10 protein-coding genes are annotated in these 11,995 nt (G+C 55.3%); 6 read left to right on the top strand and 4 right to left on the bottom strand.

All coding sequences use genetic code 11. The features are described from left to right. The first annotated feature begins 300 nt into the window (after nucleotides 1-300). On the top strand, nucleotides 301-780 hold the full coding sequence (locus AC5DDB_RS29680; protein WP_491743395.1) for a Dps family protein: 480 nt from the start codon (nucleotides 301-303) through the stop codon (nucleotides 778-780). An 80-nt stretch (nucleotides 781-860) separates the two neighbouring features. Here AC5DDB_RS29680 and AC5DDB_RS29675 read toward each other — a convergent pair whose 3' ends face one another. From AC5DDB_RS29675 to AC5DDB_RS29660, 4 genes are all read right to left on the bottom strand, one after another. Beyond that, nucleotides 861-1,883, bottom strand: a complete 1,023-nt coding sequence (locus AC5DDB_RS29675; protein WP_491743394.1) for a YihY/virulence factor BrkB family protein — start codon at nucleotides 1,881-1,883, stop codon at nucleotides 861-863. 108 nt (nucleotides 1,884-1,991) lie between these two features. Next, the gene (locus AC5DDB_RS29670) at nucleotides 1,992-2,780 is read right to left on the bottom strand and encodes an ion transporter (protein WP_491743393.1); all 789 of its coding nucleotides are present in this window, start codon (nucleotides 2,778-2,780) and stop codon (nucleotides 1,992-1,994) included. Nucleotides 2,781-2,797: 17 nt separating this feature from the next. Further along, nucleotides 2,798-3,313, bottom strand: coding sequence for a thiol peroxidase (gene tpx, locus AC5DDB_RS29665; RefSeq protein WP_491743392.1), 516 nt, complete (start codon nucleotides 3,311-3,313; stop codon nucleotides 2,798-2,800). Nucleotides 3,314-3,484: 171 nt separating this feature from the next. Beyond that, the gene (locus AC5DDB_RS29660; RefSeq protein ID WP_491743391.1) at nucleotides 3,485-4,618 is read right to left on the bottom strand and encodes a vWA domain-containing protein; all 1,134 of its coding nucleotides are present in this window, start codon (nucleotides 4,616-4,618) and stop codon (nucleotides 3,485-3,487) included. Nucleotides 4,619-4,853: 235 nt separating this feature from the next. Here AC5DDB_RS29660 and mnmG point away from each other — a divergent pair, with 235 nt between their 5' ends. The 5 genes from mnmG (at nucleotide 4,854) to AC5DDB_RS29635 (ending at nucleotide 11,945) form a co-directional block, all read left to right on the top strand. Next, complete coding sequence (gene mnmG, locus AC5DDB_RS29655; RefSeq protein WP_491743390.1) at nucleotides 4,854-6,692, top strand: tRNA uridine-5-carboxymethylaminomethyl(34) synthesis enzyme MnmG; 1,839 nt, start codon at nucleotides 4,854-4,856, stop codon at nucleotides 6,690-6,692. 433 nt (nucleotides 6,693-7,125) lie between these two features. Beyond that, complete coding sequence (locus AC5DDB_RS29650; protein WP_166830699.1) at nucleotides 7,126-7,704, top strand: response regulator; 579 nt, start codon at nucleotides 7,126-7,128, stop codon at nucleotides 7,702-7,704. Between the two features lie 76 nt (nucleotides 7,705-7,780). Further along, nucleotides 7,781-8,884 carry a sensor histidine kinase gene (locus tag AC5DDB_RS29645; protein WP_491743389.1) on the top strand — a complete coding sequence of 368 codons (1,104 nt, stop codon included), beginning with the start codon at nucleotides 7,781-7,783 and terminating at the stop codon, nucleotides 8,882-8,884. A gap of 55 nt (nucleotides 8,885-8,939) precedes the next feature. After that, nucleotides 8,940-10,835: a Na+/H+ antiporter NhaC family protein gene (locus tag AC5DDB_RS29640; RefSeq protein WP_491743388.1), complete on the top strand. Its 1,896-nt coding sequence runs from the start codon at nucleotides 8,940-8,942 to the stop codon at nucleotides 10,833-10,835. A gap of 90 nt (nucleotides 10,836-10,925) precedes the next feature. Continuing rightward, entirely contained in the window at nucleotides 10,926-11,945 is a 1,020-nt protein-coding gene (locus AC5DDB_RS29635; RefSeq protein ID WP_491743387.1) for a dihydrodipicolinate synthase family protein, read from the top strand. The last annotated feature ends 50 nt before the right edge of the window (nucleotides 11,946-11,995 follow it).

Raw genomic sequence — 11,995 nt, 5'->3', positions numbered from 1 at the left:
AGCTCGAAACCGCAACTTGACAACCAAACCAAGGTGGCGATTAGCGAGAAGTGTCATCAATAGCGCACTTATTGCCGTAACCAAAGCCCGTATTCACGTCACAACGCAATCTTTGATACACGCGAACATCCATCTGCCTGACGAAGCCACTGTGTGCGAAGGGTTTCGTTCTGTTCGGATGGACCGTCTTCTTGCCTTCGCGACTGACAAATCTACAATAGTACAGACTTGCGCAGCCGCGTTATTGTCAGACGGCTGTTGACAATCCGTTTAAACTGATCAAACGATTGGAGCAGAAATATGTGGAAGCGTCAGATACTGAGTCCTGAAGACGCTAAAGTCGTCGGCGATGCCTTGCAGAGTGTATTGGTCAACCTGATTGACCTGTCACTGCTTGGCAAGCAGGCACACTGGAATTTGTACGGCCCGAACTTTTTGCCGGTTCATGAGAAGCTTGATGAGCTGGTCGACGCCGCTCGAGAGGGCTCGGACGCAGTGGCAGAACGAATGGATCAACTTGGCGTGGCACCGGATGGGCGAGTCTCGACGGTGGCAGAGAAATCCAAGTTGCCCAAGTTCCCGAAGAAGTTCATCGAAGTTTCCGAGGCTGTCAGCCAAGTGTGCGATGCATTGGCCGTCGTGTGCCAGAGTCTTCGGGACGGTCAGAAGAAGGTCGCTGAACCGGATGCAGTGACTGAGGACCTATTGATCGGTCTCAGTGAGACTTTCGAAGAACATCTTTGGATGATGCAAGCAACCGAAGGCAAGAACCCGAATTGACATAAAATCATATTGTCATGAAAAAGGCCCCGGAACTTTCCGGGGCCTTTTTTTGCCTTGTTGCATTGGTTCGTATTGGTTTACGCCGTGCCGCGGAGGTACTGCTTTTGACGCACGGTGCGGACGGCTCCTCGAATCGGCTTCATCCCGTCTCCCACAATATCGGCATAGCACTGGGTGAACTCGGCACCGAGTAGCACAATCAGAGACGAGTAATAGACCCAGACCAGAATCAACACCATAGATGCCGCTGTACTACCCCAGGTCCCTGCGACTTGGGAGTTCTGCAGGTACATCCCAATGAGCGATTTGCCGAGCACGAACAAAAACGCCGTCACCCCGGCTCCCAACCATAGATCTTTCCAGGCCATCTTGGCGTCTGGCAGGATTTTGAACATCGAAGCGAATAGAAACGTGACCACAATTAATGTCACGACGGTGTGCAGCACGATGGTCGTGACCCAGGCAATGCCGCTGGGTGTCACGCCCTCAATCACTCCCATGAACTCGTCGACGAGCGTCGTCAATACGAAGGAAACCAACAACAGAAACGCAATCACGACGACCATGCCGAACGATAACAGACGTTTGAGGACAAAGTTCATAATGCCCCCCTGCTCAGGATCCGGTGCCACTCCCCAAGCCTTGTTCAACGCGAATTGAAGTTGAGAGAGCACACCGGTTGCAGAGAACAGTAAGATCCCGATGCCGAGGAGTCGCGAGATCATTCCTAGACTGGCAAACGGGCCTTCCATTGCTGCTTGGGTTTTGTCGAGACCGATTAACCGATCGGATTTCTTGTCAGATTCTTCATCCGACTTCTTTTTCTTGGCCTCGTCCGTCTCGGATGCTTCCTGGGATTGGTCGGCTTCGGAATCTGATGCCACGAGAGAATCCGTGGGAATTCCAAGTTGATCGCGGACGATCTGATCAATTCGCTCGGCTGGAATCCCCATCGCTGTGGCGGCCATGAGCACAATGACGAGCAGCGGGGGTAGTGAAAAGATTGTGTAATAGGCGATCGCCGCACCACTGCTCATGCAATCGTCGTTCGAGAACTCCGTGGCAGTTCGCTTCAGAATTTTCCAAGTGGTATGGATCATTGCATCTTGTACCCTGTTGAACCACGTTGATTTTTGGTTCCGTAGGGTGCAAAGAATGTGCCGAGCGGAAATGTCGGCCGATTTGCCGGTGAGATGGTCACCGCGCGATCATTTCGGTGGATCGGAAACCGGCGGTTGACTAGTTGGGGATGATTGCATCGTCGCCCCATTCGCCAAGATCTGATCAAGTTGTCGACGGATAGTGGCCAATTCCGCGTGTAAAGCGGCGAGTTCGTGTTCTTGTTCCTCGGCTTCGGGCACAATGAACCACGAACCGACGAACCCGGTGAAGGTTCCGAACAACCCGACACCAGCGACCATCAAACCAACTGCAATGATTCGTCCCGCAGTTGTCACGGGATAGAAATCGCCGTAGCCAACGGTGGTCATCGTAACAAACGACCACCACAACGCTTCCTCAGGCGTATGGATGTTCGATGATTCGAGCGTCTCAACGTGCAAGATCGCGATGCTGGAAAAGATAATCAGCAGAATCGACACTAACGCAGCCGCGCTGAATGCACCTTCGGCTCGGCGTTTCAAGATGTGGGTGGCGATCAAACGCGTCGAGCGGACGGCACGCAGCAATCGCAACGCGCGGATGATACGGGCGGTTCGCCCCCAACGCAGCCAATCGACAGTCGGAATGCTGGACAACAAGTCGATCCAGCCCCACTTCATATATTCAAGCTTCGATTCGGCCGCGTACAGGTTGTAGGTAAAGTCGAGCAGAAACGCGATGCAAATTACGTTGTCCGCGTAATGCAGAATGGCTTCCGTTTCCGAATCGAGCTGAAAACACGCCTCCGCCGCCAGCGCAGCGAGGACGTAAAAACACAGGCCTAGCATGAAAATTTGATAGGCCTGCGGGCGACGACTCGCGGAAGCAGTATCCATCGGAAGCAACCCTCGAATTACTTCGCAGCAGCAAAAGCGGCCTCGTAATTCGGTTCTTCGGCAATCTCCGAAACGTACTCGACATGCGTCAGTTTGCCGGAGCCATCGACAACGAACACCGCCCGACACAGAATTCGATCAAGGGCACCGCCGGAAATCAGCACGCCGTAGGATTCGCCAAACCCTGTGCAACGGTGAGCAGAAAGTGTTTGCACGTTTTCCACGTCTTCCGCTCCGCACCAACGTTTCTGAGCAAACGGCAAATCCATGCTGACGACGAGAACCTCAATACCGGAGTTGCTAGCTGCTTTTTCGTTGAACTTCTTCGTTTCCAAGCTGCAAACCGAAGTGTCCAGTGAAGGCACGACCACAATAATTCGCGGTTTCCCGGCACTGGCAGCCAATGTGACTTCCTCGAGTCCGTTGCTTTGCAACTGAAATTCCGGAGCCGCATCGCCGACTTTTAACTCCGGACCAGCCAAGTCCACCGGATTTCCCTTGAACGTAACAGCGCCACTACGAACTTCAGCCATGATTTGCTCCTGCAAGGCCATCGATTAAATTCACCGTCAATGCCCGGCAGTATGAAACAGCGGGCAATGCCATGCAAGCATCACCCGCTCTTTCATGTTTAATGATGTGAATGTCAGGCCTGGTAACGCCTCATCACATGAGACCTCATCACATCATCGTTCGTCAGAACGCTACTTCTCCACGCGGTACCCTTTTTTGACGGCTTGTTTTTGGACGGCTTCGATAATGGCGTGATCGAGGGTGTCGTCCGGTGCTTCGGCGGATTCCGCTTGTTTCTTCCGTTCGGCGGCAATGAACTTATCGCGGGCGTCGGTTAGTTCGCGGATTTTTTCCTGAATCTCTTTCCGGGCCGTCTTCTGTTTCTCGATGTGCGCTTCCAACTCTTTCAACGACAACTTCTGCAATTCCTTGGGAAGTTGGTCCTTCTTGATCTCTTCGAGTTTGATCGTGCCACGGGCACAACCATCGATTAAATCCCAATGACAGAAGTAGTTCGCCGACGATTTGGCCAATGCCCGACTGGCATTTGCATTGAGGTTCAATTGAATCGCGTTGTTGTCTTGAGCAATCTGGTTATCCGTGAATTGCTTGCGTTTGTCAGCCGCACCGTAGGCAATGTAAGTCGCATTCAGTTTCACATTGAGTGCCGTAATTTTGTCGTCTTGTGGGGCCGGTATGACAGCGACCGCACGGTTTTGATTGATCGTCAGATAACTGCCGTCCGCTAGCGAAGCCGCGTGCTGCCAACGTCCATTGATGCCCTGTCGTTCGTCGCCACAGTGAATCGTGCTGACGGTGATTCCCTTTTTGATGGCTTCCTTGCAGGCGAAATCGTATTTGACCGGCCCTTGTGTGAACGGTTCGTTCCCGGCGATGAAAATGCACTTCATGTCGTCTTCGTCATCGGACCATTGCAACTCATTGACGGCCGTTTGAATGACCAAGCCGCAGTATTCCGAGCCGCCCTGAATTTGAATCGCGAACAACGCCTCAGAGACGGCATCTAGATCGTCGGTGAACGTCACCAACTGTTCTGGAGCAGCGTTGCCATATTTGTAGAGAGCCACTTCCAACCGCGGCCGTTTTCCGTCACGTCGAAGCGTCGCGAACTCGTTGACCACATTCCACAGATGCTCGCGAGCTTGGTTGATCAACCCGCCCATGCTCCCGGAATGATCCAAGAGAATCGCCATCTGAATCTTCGGTACATCGTTTTCTTTTGCGTTCGCAACGCGATCGAAGAACCCCGCCGTCAAAACACCCACAGCAACCGTGAACAATCCGACTAATCGACGTGTCAGCATGACTCTTTCTCCTTAACACAGGAATTCGATACACTTGGAAGTTTAACCGAGTATGATTCGCTCGCGGGTAACGGCTGTGTAACAAAGAGGTCAGTCAACCGTGTTGCTAAACCTTCGATGGTCAACAACGCGGCAAAGTTCCCCCTGTCGCTAGGATTTCTTGAAAACGGCGGGTTGTCGTTGGATTGTCGTGCGAATCGTCACCAACAGACACCCCACAATCCCCAACAGACACATGACAACTTTCTACGATTTTGATGTCGTCGTCGTCGGAGCCGGCCATGCCGGGACCGAGGCGGCATTGGCTGCGGCGCGAATTGGTGCGAAGACGGCACTACTCACGATGAATGTCGACACCGTCGGCGCAATGAGTTGCAACCCCGCGATTGGCGGTGTCGCGAAGGGCCAAATCGTGCGTGAAATCGATGCGCTCGGCGGCGAGATGGGTCGCGTTATCGACGAAACCGGTCTGCAATTCCGCATGCTCGGTCGCTCCAAAGGGCCGGCGATGCATTCGCCACGTGCCCAAGCGGATAAGAAAGCCTATCAGTTCTCGATGAAACACCGCGTCGAGCAAACCGACAACCTTGCCCTTCGGCAGGAAATGGTCGAAGGCTTGGTGACGGAGAAAGTGGGCGAAACCACGCGAATCACTGGGGTGAAGGTGCGGGGTGATGCGGTGTATCGCACGCGAGCGGTCGTCATCACCACCGGCACTTTCCTGCAAGCCGTCATGCACACCGGTGAAGCGAAAGCCAGCGGCGGTCGCGCCGGTGAAGGCACCACCGGCACACTTTCCGACTCGTTCCGCGAACTCGGTTTCGAACTCGAACGTTTCAAAACCGGCACACCGGCCCGAATCAACGGTCGCACCATCGACTTTGCCGCCTGCGAACGGCAACCCGGCGACGACGATCCGCAACCGTTTTCGTACCTCACCGAATCACTCTCGCAGCCGCAACTTGAGTGTCACATCACTTACACCAACGAGAAGGTGCACGAACTCATCCGGGCGAATCTCCATCGGGCCCCGATGTACTGTGGACAAATTCAATCCACCGGCCCACGGTATTGCCCGTCGATCGAAGATAAAGTCGTGCGATTCGCGGACAAAACGCAGCATCAGATTTTCCTCGAACCCGAGGGCTACAACACGCTCGAATACTACTGCAACGGCATTTCCACGAGTCTACCCCGTGACGTGCAAGATGCCATGATCCACGAAATTCCCGGCCTGGAACATGCTGAGATCATGCGGTACGGGTACGCCGTCGAATACGATTTCGCTCCGCCCACGCAACTTCGTCCGACACTCGAAACCAAACGCGTGGACGGTTTGTACTTTGCTGGCCAGATCAACGGCACCACCGGTTACGAGGAAGCCGCCGGTCAAGGATTGATCGCCGGTATCAACGCCGCATTGAAACTGCAGGACGCTGCACCGTTCATTCTCGATCGCAGCCAAGCTTATTTGGGTGTATTGATTGACGATCTCGTTACCAAAGGTGTCGACGAACCATACCGCATGTTCACATCGCGTGCCGAGTACCGGCTACTCCTTCGACAAGACAATGCCGACCGTCGACTCACACCGCTCGGCCGCCGGATTGGGTTGGTCGACGACGAACGCTGGCTGCAACTTGAACGTCACGAAGCAGATATCCAGCGAGCAACCGGACAAATCGAGAAACTTCGTCACCAAGGAAAAACGCTCGAAGAGTGGCTGCGACGGAGTGAAATCACTTGGAATGATCTCGTTGAAATGGCTCCTGAACTCGGCGAGTTGGACATTACCCGTCGGGCGGCCGAACAGGTGCAGATCGAAACCAAGTACGCCGGTTATATCCGTCGCCAAGCTGCGGACATTCAAAAGCAACAAAAGGTCGAGAAACTTCGTATCCCGGAAACCCTCGATTTCGCCGCGATTCCGAATCTGCGGTCTGAGGCCCGCGAGAAATTGAGCCGTGTTCGTCCGCAGAATATGGGGCAAGCCGGCCGCATCAGTGGCATCACGCCAGCGGATTTGGCCATCGTTCTCATCTATTTGGACCAGCCGAGCCGTCTTTCTTCGTAATTTTCTGGGGTGTCGAATGCAAGATTTTTCGAGCCCCCATGTTCAAGCCTGGCAAAATAGGTCAATCGCGTGCATTGCCTAAAGTCCGTTGGTATCGCGATTTACAAAACGAGACCGGTCTGCGGATGCTTCAAAAGCTAAGTGTACTAACGCGGTAAATGCCTGTTGACCGATTTCGCAGTTTAGATACAATTTGGAATCGTGTTAATTCTGGAAGGTTTGGGGTAGCAGGGAAAGTTAGATGGCTCTAGAATCCTCAAACTGGGTCAATTAGAGAATTTTCAAGGAATTTGGCCGGCTCCCATGCTGGGTGGTTGTCCGGACGGGTCGCGAAGCGATTCCGGTGCATGATGGACTCGAGGCTTTGCGGACCGGGACGTCGTACGTCTACCGCTTGCATTAGGCAAGCGCACGATTCAAAGGATGGATCAGAATGAAGACCGTCTTCACAACAGGCGAAGCAGCCAAGATCTGCAACGTCAGCCAGCAAACAATTATCCGGTGTTTCGATTCCGGCCAACTCAAGGGGTTCCGTGTGCCGGGCTCCCGGTTCCGGCGGATTCCACGCGATATTCTTTATCGCTTCATGAAAGACAACGGCATCCCCACCGATGCCTTGGAAAGTGGCAAACGGAAGGCCTTGCTCGTCGACGACGACGTGGATTTGGTCGAAATGATCCGCGATGTGCTCGACGCCGACGGACGCTTCGAAGTTCGCGTGGCCAACAATGGGTTCGATGCCGGGATGATGGTCAAAGAGTACCACCCGGACATTATCGTGCTCGACGTGATGCTGCCCGACATCAACGGGAAGGAAGTCTGCCAGCGAGTCCGAAGTGATTCGTCGCTGGATGACGTGCGGATCATCTGCATCAGCGGGATGGTCGAGCAAGACAAAATTGCCGACCTCAAAGCCGCCGGTGCGGACGAGTTTTTGCAGAAACCGTTTGAAACCGATCATCTCATCGGCCGAATGTGTCGTCTGCTGGATATCGAACCGGTTCACGCTTAGTCGAGTCGTTGAGACACGCAAGTGATCTGCCGGAGGTGTCCACGGATTGCGCTCAACAGGGAGCAACGACAGGGCAGTGAACGGCAACGGTCCCGCGTCTCTCACCACTTGGCTGATGGACGGTTTGACGCCCGGAAACATCGAGCACACGCTTCGGCATGTCGCGACCGGTTGGCTCGCGTTCACGTCTGCCGAAGCGATATGTGTGTGTTGGCAACTCCGCACACACGAACCCGTCTACGTGTACTCTCAAAACGCGGAACACTTCTCGTTTGCCGAGCAGCCGATGCCGGTTGACGACGAATTCGCGACGATTCTCACCTGGGCGACGAGCATCACCCGAGCATCGCCTGAGTCGTTTCAATTGCAAATCGAGGAGAGTTCGCCGGTTGGTTTTCGGGTGTATGCCAGTGGCGTCGATGACCAAACGATACCGCCAGAACTCAAACCAGCGACACACATGCTTCTCGAACGGCTGGAAACGGAAGCTGCGATCGCCGAGCGATTGTTGAACTCTAAACTCGAATCCATGGCGGAGTTTGCCGCCGGTGCCGGGCATGAAATCAATAACCCGGTTGCGACCATTGTCGGACGTGCGAATCTGTTGCTCGCGGAAGAAACCGACCTTGATCGCCGGGCTTCACTCGCCACGATCGGTGCTCAAGCGCTTCGAGTTCGGGATATGATCGGCGATGCGATGCTCTTCGCCCGTCCGCCGAAACCGCAGCGACAAAATCTCGACATCGAAACGGTGCTGCCGGAGATTGTCAGCCCTTACGAATCTCGGTTCCGTGCCAAACATGTCGGTTTCACCTGTGAGACAATCCCGTCGCTCACAATTTCAGCCGACCGTACGCAATTCGCTGTCGCGATCTCTGCCCTGCTGCAAAACGCGTTAGAAGCGACTTCGTCGGGAAATTCGGTCACGCTCGTCACGCGATCGGAACGTCCGGCGTTTGTTCGCTTCGAAATCGTTGATTCCGGCACGGGTCTCTCCGAGACCGATCGTCTCCACCTGTTCGATCCGTTCTATTCCGGTCGTCAAGCGGGACGTGGTCTGGGCTTCGGATTGTCCAAAGCCTGGCGGATTGTGACGCAACACGGCGGGCGAATTGTCGTGGTAGATGTCGAAACCGGCGGGTGTCGATTCCTCATCGACTGGCCAACGATCGCTGAGTGAGTCACAATGCGATTTTAATTCGCTCTGTGATGTCACTCCCAGGAGCTTCGTGCAGATGGAACGTCTGCCAGCGTGGTCGGTTCGTGTACTCGTCGGGATTGTTGTCTGCTCTGGTTCGTTGGCTCACGCCGCCGAACCCCCGCGGTTTCGCATCGACGCTCCGTCCGTGCAGTTGACCGGCATTCCGATCCATTCCATCACGTTTACCGCACTGACCGAAGACGGTGATGTCGACATTACGTACAACGATTCTCCCCAGATTGCGGACGTGAAATGGGTTCAGTCCGGCGAGACACGTCCGTTGCCAGCGTTCGAGCATGGCCAACTCGTTCTCACCACCGATCACACCCAGGACCAATACGTCTTTCTCAAAGGCAACACGATCGCAATCCGTGAGACGGCCGAATCCCCCGAAGTCTCGGTGTATGTTCCGCATCGACCGGGTTGGGCGAGCCTTATTCCACCACTGCTCGCAATTGTGTTGGCAATTTGGTGGCGGGAAGTGATATCGGCGATCACGGTGGCCGTTCTTGTGGGGATGACGTTGCTCACAACTCCCGCGACGGTGGGTCCGCTGCGAATGGTAGATACTCTACTCGTGAGCACGCTGACGGACTCGTTACACGTTGAGATCGTGCTGTTCACGCTGTTGCTGGGCGGAATGATTGGGTTGATGTCGGCCACCGGTGGAACGCGGGCATTGGTCCATCAACTCATGCGACGCACGACTCGTCGGGAACATGGGCAATTGCTGACGTGGATGCTGGGAATGGTGATTTTCTTTGACGATTACGCCAACACCCTGCTCGTTGGCAGCACAATGAGACCGGTGGCCGATCGCTTGCGATTTTCGCGGGAGAAGTTGGCCTTTCTTGTCGATGCCACTGCTGCCCCGATTGCCGGTCTAGCGGTGGTTTCTACGTGGGTGGGCTTTGAAGTCGCCCAGATCGGGGCCGGTTTGGAGAGCATCGGTGAATCCGCGGACAACGCCTATTCGTTGTTTCTCGCGACCATTCCGTACCGCTTCTACCCGATTTTATTGCTGGTCTTTGTCGGGATCATCGCGAAAACGGGACGCGACTTCGGAACCATGCGGACCGCGGAATTCGACAAATGGCGGGACGGTGATGGCCAGCCGAAAATCAGCGAGCTCACATCAAACGAGTCCGGACAACTTCGACATGCGATCGTGCCGTTAATTGTTTTGCTGACATCGGTCGGTTGGGGGATGGTGATCGACCCCGACAACTCGACCCGCGTATTGTTACTGGCCTCATTCGCGGCTGTTGTCTCCGGGCTACTGACTGCGGTCGCTTCCAGAACGCTCGACCTGGAAGAGTCCGTCGGGGCGGCGATCAAGGGAATGCGGTCGATGTTGGCGGCCGTTGTCGTGTTGGTGTTGGCGTGGGCGATTGCGGAAGTCTGCAGCGAAAACCGTTTGAATACGGCGGGTTATCTGGTTTCTCAGATCGGAGACGGATTCGCCGCCGAGTGGTTGCCGATGGTGATCTTTCTGCTCGCCGGTGCGGTTTCCTTTTCGACCGGAAGTTCCTTCGCGACCATGGGCCTGTTAATGCCACTCGCGATCGCCGTCCAATGGCAACTGCTGTCCGTCGACGCCACCGCAGTCACAACCGACGACCCACTGTTGCTGGCCACCATCGGAGCGGTTCTCGCCGGTGCGATTTTCGGTGACCATTGCTCCCCGATCTCCGACACCACGGTACTCTCCTCCGCGGCGGCCGGTTGTGATCACCTCGCCCACGTCCGCACACAAATGCCGTACGCGCTCACGGTCGGAGCGGTCTCGCTGATTTTCGGCTATGTGCCGATTGCATTCCGTGTATCACCCCTACTGACTTTGCCGCTCGGTTCCGTCGTTCTCTGGCTAATCGTCCGCTTCACCGGACAACGCCCCGATTCGGATGATATAATTGGGGAAGATGAGTAAAAGTAGGCTGGGTCGCGCCCCAGCTTTTTGCCCAACGAAGTCCGATGCAAATGCTGGGTCGTGACCCAGCCTACATGTTGAATCAAAGCTATGACGAAACAACGACTTGCCGGTATCTTTACGCCGAATTTGGTGCCTTACAATCCGCGGGGCGAGATCAACGAACGCGAGTTGCGGCGGTACGTGGATTGGTTGATCGAACGTGGCGTGCATGGGTTGTATCCGAACGGGTCGACCGGGGAGTTCACGCGGTTCACGTTCGAGGAACGCAAGAGGATCGTGGCGATCATTGCCGACCAAACGGCCGGTCGCGTGCCGATTCTTGCCGGGGCGGCGGAAGCGAACGTCAAGGAAACATTGAAAGCGTGCGAGTACTACGCCGGTCTCGGTGTGCGAGCGGTGGCGATTGTGGCGCCGTTTTATTACAAGCTCAGCCCGGCTTCGGTGTATGCGTACTTTCACGAAATCGGCCGCAACACGCCGATCGATGTCACGCTCTACAACATTCCCATGTTCGCTTCACCGATTGACGTGCCCACGGTGCAACGGCTGAGCGAAGAATGCGAGCGGATCGTTGCCATCAAAGATTCCTCCGGCGATTTGCCGCACATGATCCGCATGATTCGAGCCGTCCGCCCGAACCGTCCGGAGTTCAGTTTTCTGACCGGTTGGGATGCGGCCCTGATGCCGATGATGCTCGTTGGTTGCGACGGTGGCACGAATGCATCGAGTGGAGTCGTGCCGGAGATCACACGGAAACTTTACGACCTCACGCAAGCCGGCCGGTTAGACGAAGCCCGCGAAGTGCAGTACGACTTGGTCGAACTGTTCGACACGATGATCTACTCCGCCGAGTTCCCCGAGGGATTCCGCGCGGCCGTGCAACTTCGAGGCTTCGAAATGGGGCAAGGTCGCCAACCACTCGCGGAAGAACAACGCACTGACATCGCGACGCTCAGTCGCACCCTGCAATGTAAACTCGCCGAGCACGGATTTACGGATGAGCCAATCGGCGGTTGCCCGCTTGGTGAGGAGTCATCGGACGTGGCAGAAGTCGGAGCGATCGTGCAAAACGTCGTCGCGGAATTGCAACGTCGTGGGTTGATGTAGGCGGAATGCCCTCTCCCGAGCCTACGGCTCGACCTCTCCCTGGGGGAGAG

The organism is Thalassoroseus sp. (assembly GCF_984380535.1).
This window is presented reverse-complemented; position numbering and strand designations above follow the sequence as displayed.

What these genes read in the sequence shown, in the direction of transcription:
- AC5DDB_RS29670 (WP_491743393.1), bottom strand. Translation starts at nt 2,780, where the DNA reads ATGGATACTGCTTCCGCGAGTCGTCGCCCGCAGGCCTATCAAATTTTC.
- AC5DDB_RS29680 (WP_491743395.1), top strand. Translation starts at nt 301, where the DNA reads ATGTGGAAGCGTCAGATACTGAGTCCTGAAGACGCTAAAGTCGTCGGC.
- AC5DDB_RS29640 (WP_491743388.1), top strand. Translation starts at nt 8,940, where the DNA reads ATGGAACGTCTGCCAGCGTGGTCGGTTCGTGTACTCGTCGGGATTGTT.
- mnmG (WP_491743390.1), top strand. Translation starts at nt 4,854, where the DNA reads ATGACAACTTTCTACGATTTTGATGTCGTCGTCGTCGGAGCCGGCCAT.
- tpx (WP_491743392.1), bottom strand. Translation starts at nt 3,313, where the DNA reads ATGGCTGAAGTTCGTAGTGGCGCTGTTACGTTCAAGGGAAATCCGGTG.
- AC5DDB_RS29675 (WP_491743394.1), bottom strand. Translation starts at nt 1,883, where the DNA reads ATGATCCATACCACTTGGAAAATTCTGAAGCGAACTGCCACGGAGTTC.
- AC5DDB_RS29650 (WP_166830699.1), top strand. Translation starts at nt 7,126, where the DNA reads ATGAAGACCGTCTTCACAACAGGCGAAGCAGCCAAGATCTGCAACGTC.
- AC5DDB_RS29635 (WP_491743387.1), top strand. Translation starts at nt 10,926, where the DNA reads ATGACGAAACAACGACTTGCCGGTATCTTTACGCCGAATTTGGTGCCT.
- AC5DDB_RS29660 (WP_491743391.1), bottom strand. Translation starts at nt 4,618, where the DNA reads ATGCTGACACGTCGATTAGTCGGATTGTTCACGGTTGCTGTGGGTGTT.